Raw genomic sequence first — 23221 nt, forward strand, 5'->3', positions numbered from 1 at the left:
CGGCCGAACCCGTCCGCTCCGTTTATCGCGGCCTTTGCATGATCCAGCTGAACGCCATCGCGTTGAAGATCGTATAGAGGCCATAGAGCATCAGCGCGGCGAACCAGTTCCGCGTCGCGATCGCCATCGCGCCGACGAGCAGCAGGAATTCGAAGACGTAGGTGATGTTCGGTCCGACCTTGTCCGCAAGCGGCTTCACCATCTGCTGGATCAGCGGATCGTCGCTTTCCATGAAGGCGCGGTGCATCGCGAAATTGCCGATACCGGCGCAGAAAATGGCGATGATGGCTATCAGCATAGGTTTGCAGATGGGGCAGCCGGGGTGGAAATGCCAGAAACTTTCGGGTTATAGGAGCGCGTCGTCCGCGCGCCGGCCCCGCGCGAACGATCGAACGAACCCGGCTTCCGCCCCCGCAAGAAGGACGTCTTCGTTGACCGCTCTCCCCCGCTTGGCCGCGCTTTGTCTGCCCCTCGTGTTCGCCGTGGTTCCCTCGCATGCCGCGCAGGAACCTGCCGATCCGGCGCAGCCCGAGCCGCTGGAGATTAATCCCCTGCTCGTCGACCCGGTGGTGGCGGCCCCGCTCCCGGTCGTGCTCGTGCCGCCCGATCCGCCGCTGCCCGATGCGCTGCGCGCAATGATCGACGCCGCCTTCGCGAGCGGCGACAATGACGATGTCGAAGCGGTAGCAAAGTTCGCCCGGCAGACGCATCCGGCAAACATCGGCGAAATCGACGCGCTGCTCGCTTATTACCGCAGCGGGCACCCGCCCGATGTTCCGTTCAACCCGGTGCGCAACATGCTCGCTGCCGCGATGGCGAGCGGCAGGGACGCCGACGTCGAGGCGGTGGCAAAGCTTGCCAAGGCCACTATTCCGGAGGACGCCGCCGAAATCGAGGAGCAGGTCGTCGCCTATCGCGCCGAACGGCAGCGGCAGAAGGACGAGGCGGCGGCGGCCGCGCGCGCAAAACTGGCGGCGGCAAAATTCTGGGAGAATTGGAAAGGCGAGGGGCAGATCGGCGCGTCGCACAGTAGCGGCAACACCAGCTCCGCCGGCCTCAGCGCGGGCCTTTCGCTCGCGCGCAAGGGGATCGACTGGACGCACAAGCTGCGCGCGCAGGCCGATTACCAGCGCACGAACGGCAAGACGTCGGTCGAACGCTACCTGGCCGAGCTCGAACCGCAGTACCGGATCGATGAGCGTACTTTTGCTTATGGCCTTACCCGCTGGGAACATGACCGGATCCTCGGCTATGACACGCGCTGGAACCTGTCGGGCGGGCTTGGCTACAAGGTGGTCGACAACAAGAAGATGACGCTGAGCCTGAAAGGCGGCCCGGCGTTTCGCCAGACCGACTTCATCGATGGCAGCAACGATACCGAATTGACCGCGCTCGCGGGGCTGGATTTCGGTTGGCAATTGTCGCCGACGCTGCGGCTGACGCAGGTCGCCTCGACGATTATCGGCACGACCAACAGCTCGACCAACTCGCAAACCGCGCTCAACGCCAAGCTGACCGGCGCGCTGTCGGCGCGCATCGCCTATTCGGCGCAGATCGACACCAGTCCGCCGCCGGGGATCGAAAGCGTCGACACGCAGACGCGCTTCACTTTGGTCTACGGCTTTTAATCGAAGGCGTTCGCGCTGCCGATCCGCTCGCCCTCGGCGAGCAGGCCGACGCCGGGGACATGGTTGAATTCGATGCGGATGCCGTCGGGGTCTTCGAACAGCACCGAATAATAGCCCGGTGCCCACGGCTCCTCCTGCGGCGCATGGACGATATGGATATCGTCACGCGCCGCCAGAAACGCATGCACCGCGTCGATCGCGGCGCGGTCGCGCATCCGGAAACAGGCGTGATGCAGCCCCGGTGCGCCCTGATCGAAACGCTTGCCGGCATTTTCGGGGCTGCCGGTGCGGATACCGATCGCGGTGCGCCCGCCGACGCCATAGAGCATATGCTCGCTGTCGAGCACGAGCTTCAATTCGAGATAGGCGATCATTGCGCGCCAGAAGGCGGTCGATCGTTTGAAGTCTCCTGCGGTCAGGATGACGTGCGCGACGCCGTTGAGGTCGCTCATTTGATCGCCGCGAGGACATAGAGGAATTCGGCGAAACCCATCGTCGCGTCGACCAGCCCCGCGACCTTCGGATTGATCGAATCGATCAGATAATATTCGTCGGGGGCGTGCGCGCCCGATCCGTGGCCGATACCGAAATGCGCGGCGGGGATCGACACCGGCGGCGCGGTGAAGGTCGAGCCCGGCCAGCTGCCCGCCATGCGCGGGTTGACGCTCGTCGCGACGCCGAGCCTTTTATAGCTCGCGAGTTCGGAGCGGACGAGGCGGCTGTCCTCGGCGACCTCGGTCGGGTCGTAACCGCCCGAGACATTGATCTCGACATCGGTGAAGCCATGCTTGTCGAGATGCGCGCGGAGCTTCTTCTCGGCCTCGGCGCGCGTCTGGTTGGGGACGAGGCGGAGGTCGAGTTTGGCGACCGCGCGGCCGGGCAGGATCGTCTTGCCGCCGGGGCCGGTATAGCCCGCGACGAGTCCCTCGATATTGACCGTCGGTTCCTGCGCGAGGCGGATCAGCGCGTCGTCATAGGTCAGATTGTCGATCCAGTGGGTGATGCCGAGCGCCTGTTTCTGCGCGGCTTCGTCGCCCGCCTTCGCGGCTTCGCGGATCAGCGTCTTTTCGCGCTCGGTCAGCGGGCGGACATTTTCGTACCAGCCCTCGATCGCGGGCTTGTTGCCGTCGGGGGTGACGAGCGTCTGAAGCGCCTGCACGAGGCGCCATGCCGGCGAATCGACCATGGCTTTGAGGCTCGAATGGACGTCGCCCTTCGGCCCGCGGCCCCATTTCTCCCCGCTCGCGACGAGTTCGAGTTCGATGATGCCTTTGGAGCCGAGATTGACGGTGACGTTGCCGGTCTTGCCCTGCGAGGCGAAGGGGATGAAGATGCCTTCGCACTTCTTCAAAGCGGCGAGAATTTTGGGCTTGGTCGCGATCTGGCGAAAGTGCGGCGAGCCGATTTCCTCCTCGCCCTCGCACACGAGCACGATGTTCACCGGCAGCTTGCGTCCGGCGGCGCGGATCGCGTGGAGTGCGGCGAGAAAACTCGCCTCGGGGCCCTTCTGGTTGACCGCACCACGACCCATGATCGCCTGTCCGAACCCGGGGCGATCGACCATCTTGCCTTCGAGCGGTGGCGACGACCATTCGGCCGGGTCGAACTGTTTGACGTCGTACATGAAATAGATGCCGAGCGTTCGGGCTGCGCCGGCATCGATCGTGCCGAACACGCCCGGATGGCCGTCGGTGGGGACGATCTCGACATTGGTGAAGCCCGCATCTTTCGCGAGTTCGGCCATATAGGCCGCGCCCTCGGTCATGTTGCGGTTCTCGGCGGCGATCGAGGGGAGCGCGATCCAGTCGCGGATACGCTTGATCGAGGCGGCCTTGCCGGCCTCGGCGGCCTTGCGGATATCCGCCATGCTGCCCGACTGCGCCCAGAGCGGAATGGGCTGCATGAACGCCGCGCCCGCGCCGAGCATCGCGGTGCCGCGAATCATGTCGCGGCGGTTCAGCTTGTCGACGTTACGGAAATCCATGCTGCGTCCCCTGGCTGTTTATGTAGTGCAGGAGTGTTCTTCAAATTGAAGGGGATGGCAAGGACGCACCGGCGAGACCCCCGGCCTTCAGCCTCTGGCCGAAGTTTATCCCGAACGCCTGCAAGGCAGTCGAGGGGGGTGACGTTGGAGGAGAGGCGTAGCGCTACGCCTTCTCCAGCAGTCCCTCGTCCGAGATCCTTTTCTTCCACACCAGTGGCGCGTTGACGTGGACATTCTGGCCTTCGCTGTCGACCGCGACAGTCACCGGGAAGTCGCTTACCTCGAACTCGTAGATCGCCTCCATGCCAAGGTCGGCGAAGCCGACGACCTTGCTGCCCTTGATCGCGCGCGCGACGAGATAGGCCGCGCCGCCGACGGCCATCAGATAGGCGCTCTTGTGTTTGGCGATCGATTGCGTTGCGGCGGGGCCGCGTTCGGCTTTGCCGACGCAGGCGAGCAGGCCCTGACCCAGCATCATTTCCATGAACTTGTCCATGCGCGTCGCGGTCGTCGGACCCGCGGGACCGACGATTTCCTCGCCGACCGGGTCGACCGGGCCGACATAATAGATCACGCGGCCCTTGAACTCGACCGGCAGCTGCTCGCCCTTCGCGAGCATGTCGGCGATCCGCTTGTGCGCGGCGTCGCGGCCCGTGAGCATCTTGCCGCTCAAGAGCAGGCGGTCGCCCTGTTTCCAGCTGGCCACTACTTCAGGGGTCAGATTATCGAGATCGACGCGGATCGCCCCCTTGTCGGGCGCCCAGTCGATCTGCGGATAATCGGAGAGCACCGGCGGTTCGAGGAAGGCGGGGCCGCTGCCGTCGAGCGTTACATGAGCATGTCTTGTCGCGGCACAGTTCGGGATCATCGCGACGGGCTTCGACGCCGCGTGCGTCGGCCAGTCGGCGATCTTGACGTCGAGCACGGTCGCGAGGCCGCCGAGACCCTGCGCGCCGATGCCGAGCGCGTTGACCTTTTCATAGAGTTCGATGCGCAGTTCCTCGGTCGGGTTCGACGGGCCGCGCGCGAGCAGCTCGGTCATGTCGATCGGGTCCATCAGCGACTGTTTGGCGAGCAGCATCGCCTTTTCGGCGGTGCCGCCGATGCCGATGCCGAGCATGCCCGGCGGGCACCAGCCGGCGCCCATCTGCGGCACCATTTCGAGCACCCAGTCGACGATCGAATCCGACGGGTTCATCATCTTGAACTTTGACTTGTTCTCGCTGCCACCGCCCTTCGCAGCGACGTCGATCACGACCTTGCTCCCCGGCACCATCTCCACGTTGAGCACCGACGGCGTGTTGTCCTTGGTGTTCACGCGGCTGAACGCGGGGTCGGCAAGGATCGAGGCGCGAAGCTTGTTTTCGGGGTGGAGATAGGCCTTGCGCACCCCCTCGTCGACGACCTGCTGCAGGCTGCGCGGACTGTCGAGGCGGCAATCCATGCCCCATTTGATGAAGACCGTGACGATGCCCGTATCCTGGCAGATCGGGCGGTGCCCCTCGGCGCACATGCGGCTGTTCGACAAAATCTGCGCCATCGCGTCCTTTGCGGCGGGCGAGACTTCGCGTTCATAGGCCGCGCCCAGCGCGCGGATATAGTCCATCGGATGGAAATAGCTGATGTACTGGAGCGCGTCGGCGATCGTTTCTATGAGGTCGTCTTCGCGGATGATCACGGTGTTCATGTGCAGCCTTTCGCCCTTTTTCGGGATTCGCGGGCTTCCTAGACCTGCATTGCCGGAGTGGAAAGGGGGTCAGGTGCGGCGGCGGCCGAAGACGCGGCGGGCGGGCGGCGCGGCATCAGGGATGGCGGATGCGGGCGCCGTATTGCCGAAATCGACGAGCGGGCGTTTGCGCGCCGCGGCTTGCCAGCTGCCGGCCGCCGCCAGCGCGAGGAGGAGGAGCCAGCCGCCCGCAGCCGACGGGATCAGCGCCCAGGCGAAGGCGGCGGGGGTGACGATCGCCATCGCGGTGGGGATGGCGGCGAGGATCGCGAGCGTGCCGAACAGCGCCCACCAGCGCCCGAGTTGCGTCGCGGCGGCGCCGATCACGACATTGGTGAGGCTAAGCAGCAGGAATTTGGCGGCGACGGGGTATGGAAGGCTCGCCATCGCGGGCGAATAGTCGCCGAGCGTGAAGGCGGCCTGGATGTCGAAGAGCAAGTAATTCTCCCACGCGTCGCACAGCGCCGCGGCGACCGGCAGCACCGCGGCGGCGAGCAGCGCGCGATGCCGGAGCTCGCGCCACAAGGCAATGCAGCCGCTGACGAGAAAGCCCGCGTAGAGGAGCATATAGAGATAGTCGCGCTCGTTGCCGGTGCGCATCGCGGCGAGGCGCGTCACCTGCTGCGGGTCGGTGAAGAAACCGAAGATCGCTTCGAGGTCGGACTGGCTGCCCGCGAATTCGAACGCCAGCACCGGGGGGCCATAGCCGGGGGCGATATCATGGCCGGCCTGCGGGAAGACCTGTGTCAGATAGAGGCCGAAGAGCAGGGTCGCGATCCCGAACGCCAGCGTCCAGACCCACGCGCGCGTCGGCGCGGCCGGGCGCGCGTGCTGCGTCTCGATCCAATGCTGAAGCCCCCCGAACATGCTCTAACCGTCCGTGGGAGCGCGGCGGCTCACCTTATTGGCACTCGGCGCATTTGCCGCGCACCTCGATCACCGGGCGTTCGGCAGCGAAGCCGGTGGCGTTCGCGGCGGCGCGGACCCCGGTCGACAGCTTGTCGTCGTCGACATGCACCGCGGTGCCGCAGCTGTCGCAGATCAGGAAGATGCAGTCGTGGAGGCAGCCGGGATGGCTGTTCGCGACGAAGGCGTTTGCGCTCTCGACCCGGCGGACGAGGTTGTTTGCGACGAACAGGTCAAGGATGCGGTAAACGCTGTTCGGTGCGACGCGCTTGCCGCGCTTCTGCGACACGATATCGGCGATTTCATAGGCGCTCGCAGGCTTGCCGATTTCGGCGACCGCGTCGAAAATCTCGGCGCGCATGTCGGTCCACGCTTCGCCCGCGCCTTCGAGCGCGGTCTGCGCTGCCTTGGCGAGCGAGGCGCCGCTGGCCTCGACGTGCGGATGATCATGCTTGCCCATTGGCTATTCCTCGGGCGCGGATAATCCCGCGCTAACTATCATCCAATGTAGGCTCTTTATGGGGTCCCCGCAAGCCGCGGACCGGTCCGTTTCGGCGGACGCGTCAGTGGCGGGCGCGACGGTTGAGATCGTGGCCGAGCGCGACGACCGCAACGCCGATCATCGTCGCGATGACTTCGCTGCCGTCGTGCGGCCGCGACAGCGCGCCCGCCATCATGCCGAGCCCGAAGCTGCCGACCGCGAAGGGCATCATATAGCCATGGCTGAGCACACCCGAGACGAGCGTGATCAGCGCGAAGCCGATCGCGATGACGAGGCCGATCTCGTGGAACAGGTGATTGTCGAGGAAGACGCCGCCGACCGAGGCGATCGAGGCGAAGAAAATCGTCGTCGCGAGACAGTGGACGAGGCAGAGCCCCGACAGCCCCATGGCAAGCTGGTCACCCGACAGCGACGTCAGCGGCCGCGAATCGCGCGCAGCCCGGACCAGCGCGCCGAGGCGCGTCAGGACAGGGGCAGGGCTGGCGACATGGGTCACCCGATTCTCCGATGAAGCAATTGCGAGAGTTGATATGGCATAACATGACAGAGGTTACAATGTCTCATTGCTGGGCATGAAACATCGCCATTTTTGGCAGGCACGGCCGACGCCGGAAAAATTTACGCAGTCTATTGCGCAATTACCTGCATAAATCTATTTGATGAGTATGAACCAGCGCGATTTCTACGATAACCCGGTCATTCAGAAAGCCTATACGGCCAAAAAGCTGCTCGATCTGGCATTTCTGATCCAGAGCCAGGTGACCGAGGTTTACGCCCACAAAGGCATGATCTTTCCGGTGAGCTGCTCGTCCACCCTGCTTTTCCTCAGCAAGCGGGGGCCGGCGTCGGTGACCGAAGTGGCGCGCGCGCTGCGGCATCCGCATCAAACGGTCGCGCAACATATCGCGACACTCCGAAAGCTGCACATCATCGACAAACGCGCCGACGAAGCCGATCGGCGCCGCATCGAATATGTGCTGACCGATGTCGGCACCGCGCAGGCCGGCCTTCTCGATGCGTACAACATGGAGGCTGCCGAGGTCTTCGAGCGGCTGAACCGCGATATCGGCACCGACCTCGGCGATGTGCTCGACATCGCCATCGCCGCCCTCAGCCGCCAGACCATGGCCGACCGCTTTTGGGATTTGTTCGAGCTGGGTTCTGCGAAATGATGAAAAAACTGCTCAGCTTCCTTCTTGTCCTTGTCGTCGCCGCCATCGGCTATTGGTTTGTAGCGCCACGGCAGCCGGTGATTTCGGACGCGGCAACAGGCTTCGAAGGCTTTGCAACAGCGCTGATCGACGAACAGGCGATCCCCGGCCTCGCGATCGCCGTCGTGAAGGACCGGAAAATCGTTCACATGCGGGGTTATGGCTTCGCCGACCTTCGCTCGCGCAAGCCGATGACACCCGACACGCCGATGAACATCGCCTCGATCAGCAAACCGATCCTGGGCATCGTCCTGTTGCAATTGCGCGCTAAGGGACGGCTGGATCTGGATGCCGATATCAACGGCCTGCTGCCGTTTCGTGTCGAGAATCCCCACGCTGGGGGGCGCCCGATCACTATCCGCCAATTGGCGACGCACACGTCGAGCATCGCCGACTATTATGACACCGCAGATTATCAGGCCGGCGCGGATTCACCGAAGCCGCTGACCATGCATCTGCGAAGCCTCCTGTCGCCCGGAGGTGCCCAATACGACGGAGGCGCCCATTATCTCGATGCGAAGCCCGGGACGGTGCGCGAATATAGCAACCTCGGCGCGGGCGTTGCGGGGGCGGCCGCCGAGCGCGCGGGCGGCGCGCCGCTCGCTGCGTTGGCGCGAGACAATATATTTGAACCGCTGGGAATGACGAACAGTTCATGGTTGCTCGCGGACTATCCAGCCGGCAAGCTCGCGACCCGGTACGAGGTGTATCAATGCCTTCCTTACACCAGCCTTTGCGCGAGCACCAGGGAGCCCAAGCGCAATTACCTGATCGGCAAGATATTCCGTCCGGCGCGCGCGGATCGCCGCATCGAACCCTATCCGCAATTCGGCAATCCCAATTATCCCGATGGCGGAGTGAACGCATCGGCGCGCGATCTGACGCTGCTGGCGCAAAGCCTGTTGGCAGGGGGCAAGACGGGCAGCGGCCGGCTGCTTTCGCCTGCCTCGTTCGACGAGATGCTGAAGCTACAGCTGCCGCCCAGCATCGACGGCCGGCAGCGGTTCTTCTGGCGTGACCGCGACGGGATGACCGGTCATGCCGGATCGGACGAAGGGGTTTACACCAGCTTCTATTTTGACAGGGCAAAGGGCGACGCCATCGTCGTGCTGATGAACCGCACACCGGACCTGGAGACCGAGAATGCGATGGCCCGCCTGTTTGCGCGCATCAAGACCGACCTGTTGCGCCGATAGGCACGGCGAAGCCGAAAGAGGCGCTATCCGCCCGCAACGCCTTCCGGTCGAGTTTGCCGATCATCGTCTTGGGCAGGTTCAGCCGCACCTCGACTTCCTTCACCCGCTCATGCTTGCCGAGCTGGGGGTTGAGCCAGGCGGCGAGCGCTTCGCCGCTGACGTCGAAACCGTCCTCGAGTGTCACGAACGCTTTCGGCGCCTCGCCGCGATAGGCGTCGGGAACGCCGAGCACGATCGCTTCCTTGACCGCGGGATGTTCATGGAGATGCGCTTCGATCACGCTCGGATAGACCTTGAACCCGCCGACCGCGATCATGTCCTTCAGCCGGTCGACGATGCGGATATAACCGCCCTCTTCGACCACCGCGACATCGCCGGTGCGCAGCCAGCCGTCGTCGGTGAAGCTGTCCCTGTCGGCGTCGGGGCGGTTCCAATAGCCCTGCATGATCTGCGGCCCCTTGACCGCGAGTTCGCCGGGCTCGCCGTCGGGTGCGTCCTTGGTCGGGTCTTCCTTGTCGAGCAGCCGGATGTGCGTCGCCGGGATCGGCTGGCCGATCGTGCCCGGGCGCACCGGGCCTTCATAAGGGTTGGTCGCGACGACGCCCGAGCTTTCGGTGAGGCCATAGCCCTCGACGAGCGACGCGCCGGTCGCGGCGATGAATTTCTCGCGCAGCTCGGCGGGCATCGGCGCGCCGCCCGAGATGCAGACGCGCAGGCTGGAGAAGTCGGTGGCGGCGAGCGACGGGTGATCGAGCAGCGCCTGGTACATTGTCGGCACGCCGGGCAGCGCGGTGGTTTTCGTCCGCGTGATCGCCTGAAGCGCCTGTTTCGCGTCGAAGCGCGGCAGCATCGTGATCGTGCCGCCGTTGAGTATCGTCCGGTTGAGCACGCAGGTGTTCGCGAAGACGTGGAAGAAGGGGAGGACGCCGAGGATGCGGTCCTCGGCATCATGGTCGGGGTCGATCGCGTTCACCTGCCGCGCGTTGGCGGTGAGATTCTGGTGCGTCAGCTTGGCGCCCTTCGGCGTCCCCGTCGTGCCCCCGGTATATTGGATGAGCGCGATGTCCTTTTCGGGATCAATCGCGACGGGGTCGGGGCGGCCGTCATTGTCGGTCAGCGCGGAAAAGCGGATGACGCGCGGATCGGCGGGAAGCGGCGCGACCTCGCTGCGCTTGAACAGGCGATAGAGCACCGATTTCGCCGCCGGCAAACCGCCCGCGACCGATCCGACGACGAGGCGTTTGAGGCTCGACCCGTCAAGCACTTTCAAGGCGGTGGGGAGGAGCGCGGTGGCGCTCAGCGTGAAGAGCGTGTCGGTGCCCGAATCCTCGACCTGCGCCTCAAGCTCGGCGACCGTATAGAGCGGCGAGAAGTTCACGACGGTCGCGCCCGCCATAAGCGCGCCATAATAGGCCGCGACATAATGCGGGACGTTGGGGAGGAAAAGGCCGACGCGGCTGTCCTTGCCGAGCCCCAGCTGCTGGAGCCCGCGCGCGACGCGCGCCGCGCCGCGCGCGACCTCGGCATAGCCGAACTCGCGGCCCAGAAAGTCGAGCATCGGCGCGTCGCCTTTTCGCGCCACGCTGGCGGCGAGCATGTCGGGGAGCGAGAGCGGCGGAAATTCCTGGTCCCAGGCCGTCGGATGGTGATAATCGGTCGACCAGGAAAAGCGGCTGTCCATCGCGGGCGGGATCCTCTCGAATGTTGTTCGGCTTCCTGACACTAGGGTCAGTAAGCGGCGACCGCAACCGGGCTCGCTTGCGGCGCGGCGCCGCTGCGGCTAGGCAGCGCATATTGTTCTCGCCAGGGGTTTTTGCCATGCTGCAGCTGTCACCGCGCGTCGCCGCGCCGCTCGTCCTTCTTGCCGGCGCGCTCGCCGTTCCGGCCGTGGCGAAGGACAAGCTGCCCTCCGAACGCCCGGCGCAGATCCAGGAACTCTACGCGTGCCGCGATATCGCCGATGCGGCGGCGCGGCTCGCCTGTTTCGACCGCGAGGTCGGCGAATTGTCGAGCGCCGACCAGGCGCGCGAAATCACCTTTACCGACCGCGAAACGGCAAAAAAGGCACGGCGCGGCCTGTTCGGTTTTTCCTTTCCCAAACTCGGCGGAATTTTCGGCGGCGACGAGGATGAGGTCAAGGAGATCGAAACGACGATCCGCTCGGTGAGCATGGACCGCTCGGGCAAATATACGCTGGCGATGGAAGATGACGCGGTGTGGACGCAGATCGACACGACGCGGCTGCCGCGCCAGCCCAAGGCGGGGCAGAAGGTCAAGATCAAGGTCGCGACGATGGGCAGCTATTTCGCGTCGATCGAGGGCGGCCGCACGATCCGCATGAAGCGCGACCGCTGATCGCCGCCGGCGCGCGATCGACCGTGAGATAGCCATGGCGGGCGGCGACGCGATCCCCGTTCCGGGGCCGGGCTGTCCGCCCTTTGTGCTGCTCGACGATGCACGCGCCGAGGGCGCGGCGGCGGCGCGGCTGTTCGTCGAGCCCGTCGAGATACTCACCGCCTGCTCCGCCGCGGATGTACCGGGCCTGCTTGCGGCGCTGGAAAGCGCGCAGAGGCGCGGGCTCCATGCTGCGGGTTATCTGTCGTACGAAGCGGGCAAGGGGCTCGGCCCCGCATGGAGGGGCGCGGTGGATACCGCGGCCGGCGCGGCGCCGGTCGGCTGGTTCGGCCTGTTCGAACACGCCCGGCGGATCGCCGCCGACGCGGTGCCCGCCCTGCTGCCCGATCCCGATGCGGCATGGGTCGGCAGGCCGCGGCCGCGCGTGGCACGCACCGACTATCTCGCGGCGGTGGAAGCCGTGCTGCGGCTGATCCGCGCGGGCGACATCTATCAGGCAAATTTGACCTTTCGCGCCGACGTGCCGGTGTTTGGCAATCCGCTTGCCGTCCATGCGCGGCTGCGGCGGACGGCGCGCGCGGGCTATGGCGGGGTGATCTGGACGGGCGAGCAGGCGATCGTTTCGCATTCGCCCGAGCTTTTCTTTGCGCTGAAGGGTGGCCAGGTGATGGCGCGGCCGATGAAGGGGACGGCGGCGCGCCTTACCGATCCCGAAGCCGACGCGGCGGCCGCCCGCGCGCTTGCCGAAGACCCCAAGCAGCGCGCCGAAAATCTGATGATCGTCGACCTGATTCGCAACGACCTGTCGCGCGTCGCGGTGCCGGGGTCGGTCGCGGTGCCCGATCTGTTCCGCGTCGAAAGCTTTCCAACGATCCACCAGCTCGTCTCGGACGTCGGTGCGCGGCTGCCCGAGGGTGCCGGCGCGGTCGATGTGCTGCGCGCCGCCTTTCCGTGCGGGTCGATCACCGGCGCGCCCAAGGTGCGCGCGATGGAAATCATCGACGAACTCGAAACCGACGCCCGCGGACTTTACACGGGATCGATCGGCTTTATCGAACCGGAAGGCGATGCTGCGTTCAACGTCGCGATCCGCACGCTCGTCTTCCCGCAAGGCGGGTTGCACGACAGGCCGGCTTGCGCCACGCTGGGACTCGGTTCTGGAATCGTTGCCGACAGCCAACCGGCTGAAGAATGGCGCGAATGTCTGGCCAAGGGGGAATTTGTGGTTGCAGCGGGCGAAAGCTTCGACCTGATCGAAACGATGCTCTTCGATCCCGTCGAGGGCATCCAGCGGCTCGAGGGGCATCTCGCGCGGATGAAGGCGAGCGCCGAAGCCCTGAGCTTTACCTTCGACCGGCACGGTGCGCGCAACAGCCTGCAATCGGCGACCTTCCGCTTGCGCAGCGCCGCGCGGGTGCGGATGCGTCTCGCGCCCTCGGGGGCGCTCGCGATCGAGGTGTCGCCGCTGCCTCGCCTTGCCGAACTGCCGGTGCCGGTCGCGGTGCGCTCGGCGCCGATGGTGGCGGGCGACTTTCGCCTCGCGCACAAGACGAGCCTGCGCGCCGTCTATGATAGAGCGCGGCACGAAAGCGGCGCGGCCGAGGTCGTGTTCGTCGACGAGCCGGGCTTCGTCACCGAAGGCAGCTGGAGCAATATCTTTGTCGAGCGCGAGGGGCAGTTGCTCACCCCGCCGCTGGCGCTGGGGCTGCTCCCCGGTGTGTTGCGCGCCGAGCTGATCGACAAGGGGCGCGCGGTCGAATCGCACCTGCGCCTCGCCGACCTCGCGAGCGGCTTCTTCATCGGCAACAGCTTGCGCGGCCTGGTGCCGGCGCGGCTCGCGGACGCTGCGGCATCTGCCATAGGCTGAATCTGCCCGCCGCATAGGTAAATTATCAAGCTGCGCGCTTGCGAAGATCGGCCGGAGGCTTTAGGCGCGGCCGCGCGCAATTTCCTGTCCCTTTGCAGCCCGACCGCGCAAGCCACGGAAGATATCGTCATGTCGCTGAAGCCCCATGTCTCCGCCGCCCTCAACCGCATCCAGCCCTCGGCGACGCTCGCGATGACCGCGCGCGTCTCGGCACTGAAAGCGTCGGGTGTCGATGTCATCGGGCTCAGCGCGGGCGAGCCCGATTTCGACACCCCCGATTTCGTCAAGGAAGCGGCGATCGAGGCGATCCGGAACGGGCAGACCAAATATACGCTGGTCGACGGCACGGTGGCGCTGAAGGAAGCGATCCGCGGCAAATTCCGCCGCGACAACGGCCTCGATTTCGGGCTCGACCAGATTTCGGTCAATGTCGGCGGCAAGCATACCTTGTTCAACGCGCTCGTCGCGACGGTCGATCCGGGCGACGAGGTGATCATCCCGGCGCCCTATTGGGTCAGCTATCCCGACATCGTCGCCTTTGCGGGCGGCACGCCGGTGATCGTCGAGGGCACCGCGGCGCAGAACTACAAGATTACCCCCGCGCAGCTCGAGGCGGCGATCACCAGCAAGACGCGCTGGGTGATGCTGAACTCGCCGTCGAACCCGTCGGGCGCAGCCTATTCGGGCGAGGAGCTCGACGCGCTCGGCGAGGTTGTCCGCCGCCATCCGCACGTCATGGTGATGACCGACGATATGTACGAGCATGTCTGGTACGCCGATTTCGAATTCACGACCTTCGCGCAGCGCTGCCCCGACCTGATCGACCGCATCCTGACGGTGAACGGCTGTTCGAAGGCCTATGCGATGACGGGCTGGCGTATCGGTTATGCGGGCGGGCCCGCGTGGATCATCAAGGCGATGGGCAAGCTGCAGTCGCAGTCGACGTCGAACCCCTGTTCGATCGCGCAGGCCGCCGCCGCCGCCGCACTCGGCGGGCCGCAGCAGTTCCTCGACGATCGCAACGCCGCGTTCCGGAAGCGCCGCGACATGGTCGTCGCGATGCTCAACGACGCGCCGGGGCTGAACTGTCCGGTCCCCGACGGCGCCTTCTATGTCTATCCCGACGCGTCGGGCTGCATCGGCAAGAAGACGCCCGCGGGCCATGTCATCGACAGCGACGAGGCACTCATCGACTATTTCCTCGATTCGGCGCGCGTCGCGGCGGTGCATGGCGGCGCCTTCGGCCTGTCGCCGGCGTTCCGCGTCTCCTACGCGACGTCCGAAGCGGTGCTCAAGGAGGCGTGCGTGCGAATCCAGCAGGCGTGTGCGGCGCTGAGCTAAGCGTCGATTTACCGCCGCATAGGAATTTTATACCGATCGGTCTTGTAATGTCGGCGGACCGGCCTATTTGAACCTGAACGCCGGTTAAGCGCCCGGTTCACCGGATGGTAAGTCATACCGTATAGAGTGACTCCCATCACTGACGGATGGCAGGGGCGCGTCATATCGCCGGTGTAACCAGGGCGGCTTCGGCCGCGAACAAGATAATATGACACGAGGCCCCTATGCTCTCCATGCTCCGCTCCGACTGGTTTTTGACCATGCTCGCCGGCTTCGCGATTGGCGCGACTTACATCGTTCTCAATCAGCCGGCGTTGCCGATTCCCGCATGACGCCGCTGCGGCGGGCGTTGTCGCTTCGCGCCGTCGCGGTGCTGACGGCGGGCGCGATCGTCGCGCAATGCGCGCCCGCGCAGGCCGAAAGCGTCGTCAAGCTCCCCGCCGCCACCATCGATCCCGCCGTCAAGGCCAAGCGTGCGACCGCCGTGCTCGCGGGCGGCTGTTTCTGGGGCGTCGAAGGCGTCTTTTCGCATGTGAAGGGCGTGATTTCGGTCGAATCGGGCTATCATGGCGGCAGCGCCGCCACCGCCAAATATGAGCTGACGCACGACGGCAAATCGGGCCACGCCGAGGCGGTGCGTATCGTCTATGACCCCTCGCAGGTCAGCTATGGCACGCTGCTCCGCATCCTCTTTTCGGTGGTCGCCGACCCGACCTTGAAAAACCGCCAGGGCCCCGATGTGGGCTCGCAATATCGCGCCGCGATCGTGCCAATGGACGCGAACCAGCGGCGCGTCGCCAGCGCCTATCTGGCGCAGATCGGCCGCGGCAAATATTTCGCAAAGCCGATTGTGGTGCCCGTCGAGGCGTATAAGCGCTTCTATCGCGCCGAGGCGAGCCATCAGGATTTCATGCGCCGCAATCCGCGCAACGGCTACATCCTGCGCTGGGACGCGCCCAAGCTCGCGGCGCTGAAGCGCCTCTATCCCGACAAGGTGCGCGCGACCCCGGCACCCTGACACCGCGTAAAAACCCCCATCGGTTCCGCCATTGGTCGCGGGAGAAGAATCGTTCACCGCAAAACGCTGGCCCGTCCCGCGCGCCTGCGTGACGTGGGGACATGTCCGCGAGGGGTCGGGACAAGATATAAAAGTCGCAAGTGCGGGGTTTGAATGAAGCTTAGATTATCCGGCAGGCCGCTCCTCGCTGTGACGATGGGTGCCGCGGTTCTGGCAGGTTGTGTTAGCAGCGTCGCAATCGTGCCGCAGCCACGCGCGCAGCAACAACAGCAACCGGCGCCGGTGCGCGGCCCGGCCGGTTCGGTCACGGTACCGATCGGCGAGCCCGTTCGCTCGGCGATGCCGCGGCCCGCGGGGCCGATCGACCCCGGTTTCCGCCGCGCGCCCGCCGGGCTCGACGATCGTATTTTCCAGTTGTGGCGCGCCTTTCCCGGCAAGACCGGCATCGCGGTGCAGCGCATCGACGGCGAATGGTCGCTTTCGCAGCGCGGCGACGAGCTGTTTCCGCAGCAGAGCGTGTCGAAGCTGTGGGTTGCGCTGACGGTGCTCGACGCGGTCGATCAGGGGCGCCTGACGCTTGATCAGCGGGTGCGCATCGGTCCCGAGGACCTGACCCTGTTCCACCAGCCGCTCGCCGCGCGGGTGCGCTCCGAAGGTTCGGTGACGATGAGCGTCCGCGACCTTATCGAAACCGCGATCACCCACAGCGACAATACCGCGAACGACAGCCTGCTGCGCACCGTCGGCGGCCCCGACGCGGTGCGCGCCTTCATCGACAAGAAGGATCTGGGCGCAATCCGCTTCGGCCCCGGCGAACGTCTGTTGCAGGCGGGAACCGCGGGACTCAAATGGCAGCAGGCCTATTCGGTCGGGCGCGCCTTCTATCAGGCGCGCGCCGCGCTTCCCGACGCGACGCGCCTCGCGGCGCGCGACGCCTATCTCGCCAATCCGCCCGACGGCGCGAGCCCCGAAGCGATCGCGAGCGCGCTGACCCGGCTGGCGCGCGGGACGTTGCTGTCGCCCGATTCGACCGAATATCTGCTGGGCGTGATGAGCCGGACTCGAAGCGGCCCGCGCCGATTGAAGGCCGGTCTGCCCGCGGGCTGGAAATTCCTGCACAAGACCGGAACGGGGCAGGATTACAAGGGCTCGACCGCCGGTTATAACGACATCGGTATCGCGACCGCGCCCGACGGCACCCGCTACGCCATCGTCGTGCTGCTTGGCGACACCAGCGCGTCGGTGCCCGCGCGCATGGCGCTGATGCAGGCGGTGTCGGGGGCCGTCGCCGACTATCACGGAAGGTAGGGGTGCCATGAAGCGCGTTCTTTTGCCGGTGCTCGCACTGGCGCTGTCGCTCGCAGGCTGCGCGACCCCCGAAACGCGGCTGCGCACGGGGCTCCAGAATGCCGGCCTGTCGAAGGCGATGTCGGCGTGCATGGCCGAACGCATGGTCGACCGCCTCTCGCTGCTCCAGCTGAGGCGCCTGTCGGCGCTCGGCAGCCTCAAGGACAAGCATGTCGCCGACCTGACGCTCGACCAATTTTTCCGCAAGGTGCGCGCGCTCAAGGACCCCGAAATATTGACCGTCTCGACGAGTTCGGCGGCGGTCTGCGCGCTGCGCTGACAGTCATTCGCCGGGGAAGCGGACGACGAGGTTCGGCGGAGGCAAGCTGTCGCGCACGGTTTTGGGCGCGTTCGCCGCGGGCCATTTTTCGCCGCGCCCGAAGGCCTCGATCGAGGGATATTGCCCCAGGCTGACGAGCGAGGACAGGACATAAGGCTGTCCCTCGGCGCCGAGGATCGCCGCGCGGTCGGCGAGGTGGAAATGCAGGTGTGGCGCACTCGCCTGGCCGGTAAAGCCGAGGAAGCCGACGACCTCCCCCGCCTTGACGCGATCCCCGACGGCGACCGGCGCGCCCTGTTTCAGATGTTCGTAGGTGGCGATGCGTCCGCCGCCGATGTCGAGCATGACGTAGTTTCCGCTGGCGTCCGCGATCGATGGATTCGCCCTGCCCGACCGCGTCGCGGGGTCCGGCACATCGTCGCGCAGCGCGACAACGGTTCCATCGGCGACCGCGAGTACCTCGGCGCCGTAGCCATAGTGGTTCGCCGGATTGTCGGCGTCGCCCGATGACAGCTTTCCGTTAGCATCGACCTTCATCCAGTCGATCGCAAAGCGGCCGGGCAGGGTCGCCGATCCTTCGGTGGCATAGAAGACGCGGCGGTGGCCGCGCTCCATGCCGGGGTCGTAGACCGCTACCCACGGCCCGCCGCGCAGCGGCGGCGACAGGCGGGAGAGGGCGGTCGTGTCCGGCGTCGCCGCGCCGCCTGAAAGCGTAAAGCTGGCCCCGTCGCCGCCGATCTTGCCGAGCGTGAAGCCGTGCGAGATCGACCGGGGCGCGGAGGCGGCCGCGACCGGCGCGTTGATATAAAGCACCGCGCGGCGGCCCGGCGGAATGATTCGCGTATCGGCCTCGGCTGGCCCGACGAGCCCGGTCGCCTTGGCGAGCTCGTCGTCGGCATAGCTTTTGAGTGGGGCGCCCGTGTCGTCGGCGATCGAAAGCCGGTCCAGCCGAAGCGGCAAGCTGGAAAAATTGGTGAGGTGCAGCTCGTAAACGAGCTGATCCGCCGCGCCGACGCGGAGGATATGCGGGGCTTCGGGAATCGCGATGTCGAGCGCCTGGTTCACCTGCGCCTTCGCCGGGCTGGCGCCGGCGAACGTCAACAATGCAAAAACAAGAAGCTTTATCCGCATCTTCGGCTCCCTCATTCCGATCCTCGAGTCCACCCGACTATCAGCCCGGGCGCGGGACGTCACCCGGAAGACGGACCGGCTGGCCGCAAGCCTTAGCCGCACACAAGAATATCTGCGGTTTCCGGGGGTGGCGTTGCGGGCGAACTTGTGCTTAGGCGGCCCCGATCCTCTCCCTTACAGAGTCGAAAGGCCCGGTAGACCTCATGAACATCCACGAATATCAGGCGAAAGAACTGCTCGCGAAATTTGGCGTCGCCGTGCCCAAGGGCATCGCAGCGATGAGCGTCGAAGAGGCTGTTGCAGCCGCGAAGCAGCTCCCCGGGCCGCTCTATGTCGTGAAGTCCCAGATCCACGCCGGCGGCCGCGGCAAGGGCAAGTTCAAGGAACTCGGCCCCGACGCCAAGGGCGGCGTCCGCCTAGCCAAGACCCTTGAGGAAGTTGAAGCGCACGCCAAGGACATGCTCGGCAACACGCTGGTGACGATCCAGACCGGCGAAGCGGGCAAGCAGGTCAACCGTCTCTACATCACCGACGGCGCGGACATCAAAAAGGAATATTATCTCGCGCTCCTCGTCGACCGCGCGTCGAGCCGCATCGCGGTGGTCGCTTCGACCGAAGGCGGGATGGACATCGAAACCGTCGCGCACAACACGCCCGAGAAAATCCACACGATCGTCATCGATCCCGCGACCGGGCTGATGCCGCACCACGGCCGCAGCGTCGCCGCCGCGCTCGAACTCGAAGGCGATCTTGCCAAGCAGGCGGCGAAGGTGCTCGCCGGCCTCTACAACGCCTTTCTCGCGACCGATGCCGAGCAGATCGAGATCAACCCGCTTGCCGTCTGCGAAGGCGCGAACGGCGACGAGTTGCTCGTGCTCGACGCCAAATTGGGCTTCGATGGCAATGCGATGTTCCGCCACAAGGATATCGCCGAACTGCGCGACCTGACCGAGGAAGACCCGGCCGAGGTCGAGGCGTCCGAATATGACCTCGCCTATATCAAGCTCGACGGCAACATCGGCTGCATGGTCAACGGCGCCGGTCTTGCGATGGCGACGATGGACATTATCAAATTGAATGGCGCCTTCCCGGCCAACTTCCTCGACGTCGGCGGTGGCGCGTCGAAGGAAAAGGTGACGGCGGCGTTCAAGATCATCCTGAAGGACCCCGCGGTTGAGGGCATCCTCGTCAACATCTTTGGCGGCATCATGAAGTGCGACATCATCGCCGACGGCATCGTTGCAGCGGCGAAGGAGGTGAATCTGTCGGTGCCGCTCGTCGTCCGCCTCGAAGGCACCAACGTTCAGCAGGGCAAGGATATCCTTGCGAACTCGGGTCTGCCGATCGTTGCGGCCAACGATCTGGGCGACGCGGCAAAGAAAATCGTCGCCGAGGTTGCCAAGGCGGCGTGATAGAAATTGCCTCTCCCCTTGGGGGAGAGGCAGCGAGACTTGGCGGCTTGCCGCCTAGTCGCAGCGGTGAGGGCGGCGACGTCCGGACCCTCACCAAGTCCGACTAGGTCCTGCGGACCAAGTCTTCCTATCCTCTCCCCAAGGGGAGAGGAATGAGGGACTGCTGGTTGACGTTTACGTAAACGCCAATTATGGCGCAGTGCACAATTTACTGAGAGGAGCTTTGAGCCCATGAAAATCCTCGTCCCCGTAAAGCGGGTGCTCGATTACAACGTGAAGCCGCGGGTGAAAGCCGACGGCACCGGCGTCGACCTCGCCAATGTGAAGATGTCGATGAACCCGTTCGACGAAATCTCGGTCGAAGAAGCGATCCGGCTGAAGGAAAAGGGCGTCGCGACCGAAGTCGTCGCCGTCTCCGTCGGCCCGGCGAAGGCGCAGGAAACGCTGCGCACCGCACTCGCGATGGGCGCCGACCGCGCGATCCTCGTCCAGACCGACGATGCCGTCGAGCCGCTGGCGCTCGCGAAAATCTTCAAAGCCATCGCCGACGCCGAACAGCCGGGTCTGGTGATCCTCGGCAAGCAGGCGATCGACGACGACAACAACCAGACCGGCCAGATGCTTGCCGCGCTGACCGGCTGGGCGCAGGGCACCTTCGCCAGCGCGGTGAACGTCGAGGGCGACAGCGTCAATGTGACGCGCGAAGTCGACGGCGGCCTCGAGACGGTGAAGCTGAAGCTTCCCGCGATCGTCACCACAGACCTTCGCCTGAACGAGCCGCGCTATGCGTCGCTGCCGAACATCATGAAGGCGAAGTCGAAGCCGCTCGATACCAAGTCGCCCGCCGACTACGGCGTCGACACCGCGCCGCGCGTCAAGACGGTCAAGGTTTCGGAACCGCCCGTCCGCTCGGCCGGCGTCAAGGTCGCCGATGTCGATGAACTGGTTGCCAAGCTGAAGGCGATGGGAGTGCATTCATGAAAACGCTCGTTTGGGTCGAACATGACGGCAGCGCCGTCAAGGATGCCACGCTCGCCGCGGTGACCGCCGCCGCGAAGCTTGGCGAAGTCCATCTGCTCGTCGCCGGTGAAGGCGTCGATGGCGTAGCAAAGGCCGCGTCGGAAATCGCCGGTGTCGGCAAGGTGCATGTCGCCGATGGTGCCGCCTTCGGTCACAACCTGCCCGAAAATGTCGCGCCGCTCGTTGCCGAACTGATGGCGAGCCACGACGCGTTCGTCGCACCTGCTACCACGACGGGCAAGAATATCGCACCGCGCGTCGCCGCGTTGCTCGACGTGATGCAGATTTCGGAAATCCTGTCGGTCGAGGGACCCAAGACCTTCACCCGCCCGATCTATGCCGGCAACGCGATCGCGACCGTCGAATCGTCGGACGCGAAGCTCGTCCTCACCGTCCGCGGCACCGCCTTTGAAAAGGCCGCCACCTCGGGTGGTTCGGGTGCGGTCGAAGCCGTCTCGGCGGGCGGCGACGCCGGCATCTCGAGCTTTGTCGGCGCCGAAATCGCCAAGCAGGATCGTCCCGAGTTGACCTCGGCGAAGATCATCGTGTCGGGCGGCCGTGCGCTGGGTTCGAGCGAGAAGTATGAGGAAGTCATCGTTCCGCTCGCCGACAAGCTCGGCGCCGCGCTCGGCGCCAGCCGCGCCGCGGTCGATGCGGGCTACGTACCCAACGACTATCAGGTCGGCCAGACCGGCAAGATCGTCGCGCCGGAAGTCTATTTCGCGATCGGCATTTCGGGCGCGATCCAGCACCTTGCGGGCATGAAGGATTCGAAGACGATCGTCGCGATCAACAAGGACGAAGACGCGCCGATCTTTCAGGTCGCCGACCTCGGCCTCGTCGCTGACCTGTTCAGCGCCGTGCCCGAACTGACCGGCAAGATCTAAACGTCCGCCCATATGGCCGGCAATCATCCCGGGGTGCCCGGACTGGGCGACGCACCGTTCAACGCGGGTGGTCGCCGGTCCGCGCGCCCGGGCGCCGGGCGCGAGGTCGACGACGACGACAATGGCATCGGCGACGACGATGTCCACGGCCGCGCGCTCGTCCTCGCGAGCGTCGCGCGCGATGCGCGGCTCAATCAGAAATTCCTGCTGCTGATCACGCTGTCGGCGGCGATCGCCACATTGGGCCTGCTTCAGGGATCGGCGGCAGTCGTCATCGGCGCGATGCTCGTGTCGCCGCTGCTCGGTCCGATCATGGGCGTCGGCTTCGGGCTCGCGACGCTCGAAAGCAATCTGATCAAACGCTCGCTGATCACCATGGCGGCGGGGATGGCGGTTGCAGTGATCGTCGCGATGCTGATCATCTGGCTGTCGCCGATCAACGACGTCACCCCCGAACTCCGCGCACGGACGCAGCCGACATTGCTCGACCTCGGCGTCGCGGTGGTCGGCGGCATCGCCGGCGTTTATGCGATCATGCGCAAGCTGTCGGGGGTGATGGTCGGCGTGGCGATTGCTACCGCGCTCGTCCCGCCGCTCTCGACGATCGGCTTCGGCCTTGCGACCGGGCGTTTCGATTTCGCGCTCGGTTCGGCGCTGCTCTTCCTCACCAACACGCTTGCCATCGCCTTCGCCGCGACGATCGTCGCGCGCGTCAATCGCTTCGGGCCGTCGCTGACCGCGCAGCATACGATGATGCAGGTCGCGGGGATCGTCGTGACGCTAGGTATCCTCTCGATCCCGCTTGCGCTTTCGCTCAATGCCATCGTCCGCGAGATCGGCGCGCGCAATGCGGTGCAAACCGAACTCGACCGGTTGCTCGACCCCAGCGACCGCGTCGACAGCCTCAATGTGCGGATGGAAGGCGACGATGTATCGGTCGACGGTGTCGTACTGGTCGACCAATATGCCGCGCAGCTCAATCCCGCTCTGGCGCGGCAGGTACAACGCAAGCTCAAGCGGTCGGTGCGGGTGAATATCGTCCAGCTCCGGCAGCAGACCAACGCCGCGGCGCAGGTCGAAGAGCAGCTCAATCGCCGCGTCACGACGCTCGAACAGCGCGAGGGCGACAGCCGCAACATCATTGCCGGGCTCACCGTCGGCGAGCTGGTGCCGCGCGAGCGGGTGCTGGTCGATGCGCAGGCGCGCCGCGTCGTCGTGCAGCGCGACCGCGAGGCGGAGGGCGAACAGGTCGCCGCCGCGATCGACCGCATCATGGCGTCGGTGCAGGCGAACCATCCGCAATGGCTGATCCAGAACGGCGCGCTGACGGTGGCGGAAGCACCCGCTGCGGAAGAGGCCGCGGCCGAATAGCCTTTCGCAGACCTATTCGAGTTGATCTGTGGCACTCAA

Annotated in this window: 22 protein-coding genes; 13 read left to right on the forward strand and 9 right to left on the reverse strand. The window is 65.5% G+C overall.

The window, feature by feature from the left end; genetic code table 11:
- Nucleotides 1-22: 22 nt before the first annotated feature.
- The gene (locus tag E5675_RS03055; RefSeq protein WP_136173288.1) at nucleotides 23-298 is read right to left on the reverse strand and encodes a hypothetical protein; all 276 of its coding nucleotides are present in this window, start codon (nucleotides 296-298) and stop codon (nucleotides 23-25) included.
- 133 nt (nucleotides 299-431) lie between these two features.
- On the opposite strand from E5675_RS03055, the gene E5675_RS03060 reads away from it, so the two are divergent.
- Nucleotides 432-1628 (forward strand): DUF481 domain-containing protein, encoded by a 1197-nt coding sequence (locus E5675_RS03060; protein ID WP_247594761.1) that lies wholly within the window; start codon nucleotides 432-434, stop codon nucleotides 1626-1628.
- On the opposite strand, the gene E5675_RS03065 is transcribed toward E5675_RS03060, so the two are convergent.
- The 6 genes from E5675_RS03065 to E5675_RS03090 all read right to left on the reverse strand — a co-directional run bounded on the left by E5675_RS03065 (nucleotide 1625) and on the right by E5675_RS03090 (nucleotide 7242).
- Entirely contained in the window at nucleotides 1625-2080 is a 456-nt protein-coding gene (locus E5675_RS03065) for a VOC family protein (RefSeq protein ID WP_136173289.1), read from the reverse strand. The genes E5675_RS03060 and E5675_RS03065 overlap by 4 nt on opposite strands.
- Nucleotides 2077-3612 carry a M20/M25/M40 family metallo-hydrolase gene (locus E5675_RS03070; protein WP_136173290.1) on the reverse strand — a complete coding sequence of 512 codons (1536 nt, stop codon included), beginning with the start codon at nucleotides 3610-3612 and terminating at the stop codon, nucleotides 2077-2079. The genes E5675_RS03065 and E5675_RS03070 overlap by 4 nt, the downstream gene beginning before the upstream one ends.
- A gap of 163 nt (nucleotides 3613-3775) precedes the next feature.
- A complete protein-coding gene (locus E5675_RS03075; RefSeq protein WP_136173291.1) occupies nucleotides 3776-5299 on the reverse strand; it encodes a fumarate hydratase in 1524 nt (507 codons plus the stop codon).
- 69 nt (nucleotides 5300-5368) lie between these two features.
- Nucleotides 5369-6205: a hypothetical protein gene (locus tag E5675_RS03080; protein WP_210727600.1), complete on the reverse strand. Its 837-nt coding sequence runs from the start codon at nucleotides 6203-6205 to the stop codon at nucleotides 5369-5371.
- A gap of 34 nt (nucleotides 6206-6239) precedes the next feature.
- Entirely contained in the window at nucleotides 6240-6704 is a 465-nt protein-coding gene (locus tag E5675_RS03085) for a transcriptional repressor (RefSeq protein ID WP_037557254.1), read from the reverse strand.
- 103 nt (nucleotides 6705-6807) lie between these two features.
- Nucleotides 6808-7242, reverse strand: a complete 435-nt coding sequence (locus tag E5675_RS03090) for a MerC domain-containing protein (RefSeq protein ID WP_136173292.1) — start codon at nucleotides 7240-7242, stop codon at nucleotides 6808-6810.
- 163 nt (nucleotides 7243-7405) lie between these two features.
- Between E5675_RS03090 and E5675_RS03095 the strand changes: the two genes are divergently transcribed.
- Complete coding sequence (locus E5675_RS03095) at nucleotides 7406-7918, forward strand: helix-turn-helix domain-containing protein (RefSeq protein WP_136173293.1); 513 nt, start codon at nucleotides 7406-7408, stop codon at nucleotides 7916-7918.
- Nucleotides 7915-9153, forward strand: a complete 1239-nt coding sequence (locus E5675_RS03100) for a serine hydrolase domain-containing protein (protein ID WP_136173294.1) — start codon at nucleotides 7915-7917, stop codon at nucleotides 9151-9153. Before E5675_RS03095 ends, E5675_RS03100 begins: the two co-directional genes overlap by 4 nt.
- Here E5675_RS03100 and E5675_RS03105 read toward each other — a convergent pair.
- Nucleotides 9128-10834, reverse strand: coding sequence for a long-chain fatty acid--CoA ligase (locus tag E5675_RS03105; protein WP_136173295.1), 1707 nt, complete (start codon nucleotides 10832-10834; stop codon nucleotides 9128-9130). The two genes, E5675_RS03100 and E5675_RS03105, sit on opposite strands and share 26 nt — an antisense overlap.
- Before the next feature lie 137 nt (nucleotides 10835-10971).
- On the opposite strand from E5675_RS03105, the gene E5675_RS03110 reads away from it, so the two are divergent.
- The 6 genes from E5675_RS03110 (at nucleotide 10972) to E5675_RS03135 (ending at nucleotide 17361) form a co-directional block, all read left to right on the forward strand.
- Complete coding sequence (locus tag E5675_RS03110) at nucleotides 10972-11508, forward strand: hypothetical protein (RefSeq protein WP_168707780.1); 537 nt, start codon at nucleotides 10972-10974, stop codon at nucleotides 11506-11508.
- A gap of 34 nt (nucleotides 11509-11542) precedes the next feature.
- Entirely contained in the window at nucleotides 11543-13375 is a 1833-nt protein-coding gene (pabB, locus tag E5675_RS03115) for an aminodeoxychorismate synthase component I (protein WP_210727601.1), read from the forward strand.
- Between the two features lie 129 nt (nucleotides 13376-13504).
- On the forward strand, nucleotides 13505-14716 hold the full coding sequence (locus E5675_RS03120; RefSeq protein ID WP_136173296.1) for a pyridoxal phosphate-dependent aminotransferase: 1212 nt from the start codon (nucleotides 13505-13507) through the stop codon (nucleotides 14714-14716).
- Nucleotides 14717-15044: 328 nt separating this feature from the next.
- Nucleotides 15045-15734: a peptide-methionine (S)-S-oxide reductase MsrA gene (msrA, locus tag E5675_RS03125; RefSeq protein WP_136173297.1), complete on the forward strand. Its 690-nt coding sequence runs from the start codon at nucleotides 15045-15047 to the stop codon at nucleotides 15732-15734.
- 240 nt (nucleotides 15735-15974) lie between these two features.
- Nucleotides 15975-17042, forward strand: coding sequence for a class A beta-lactamase (bla, locus tag E5675_RS03130; protein ID WP_348769819.1), 1068 nt, complete (start codon nucleotides 15975-15977; stop codon nucleotides 17040-17042).
- Between the two features lie 7 nt (nucleotides 17043-17049).
- A complete protein-coding gene (locus E5675_RS03135; protein WP_136173299.1) occupies nucleotides 17050-17361 on the forward strand; it encodes a hypothetical protein in 312 nt (103 codons plus the stop codon).
- Between the two features lie 3 nt (nucleotides 17362-17364).
- Here the strand turns inward: E5675_RS03135 and E5675_RS03140 are convergent, their stop codons facing one another.
- Complete coding sequence (locus tag E5675_RS03140; RefSeq protein WP_168707781.1) at nucleotides 17365-18492, reverse strand: M23 family metallopeptidase; 1128 nt, start codon at nucleotides 18490-18492, stop codon at nucleotides 17365-17367.
- 203 nt (nucleotides 18493-18695) lie between these two features.
- Here E5675_RS03140 and sucC point away from each other — a divergent pair, with 203 nt between their 5' ends.
- The 4 genes from sucC (at nucleotide 18696) to E5675_RS03160 (ending at nucleotide 23182) form a co-directional block, all read left to right on the forward strand.
- Nucleotides 18696-19904, forward strand: coding sequence for an ADP-forming succinate--CoA ligase subunit beta (sucC, locus tag E5675_RS03145; protein WP_136173301.1), 1209 nt, complete (start codon nucleotides 18696-18698; stop codon nucleotides 19902-19904).
- 231 nt (nucleotides 19905-20135) lie between these two features.
- Nucleotides 20136-20885, forward strand: coding sequence for an electron transfer flavoprotein subunit beta/FixA family protein (locus tag E5675_RS03150; protein ID WP_037554504.1), 750 nt, complete (start codon nucleotides 20136-20138; stop codon nucleotides 20883-20885).
- Complete coding sequence (locus E5675_RS03155) at nucleotides 20882-21811, forward strand: electron transfer flavoprotein subunit alpha/FixB family protein (protein ID WP_136173302.1); 930 nt, start codon at nucleotides 20882-20884, stop codon at nucleotides 21809-21811. The genes E5675_RS03150 and E5675_RS03155 overlap by 4 nt, the downstream gene beginning before the upstream one ends.
- Nucleotides 21812-21823: 12 nt before the next feature.
- Complete coding sequence (locus E5675_RS03160) at nucleotides 21824-23182, forward strand: DUF389 domain-containing protein (RefSeq protein ID WP_136173303.1); 1359 nt, start codon at nucleotides 21824-21826, stop codon at nucleotides 23180-23182.
- Nucleotides 23183-23221: the final 39 nt, after the last annotated feature.

The organism is Sphingopyxis sp. PAMC25046 (assembly GCF_004795895.1).
GTDB lineage: Bacteria > Pseudomonadota > Alphaproteobacteria > Sphingomonadales > Sphingomonadaceae > Sphingopyxis.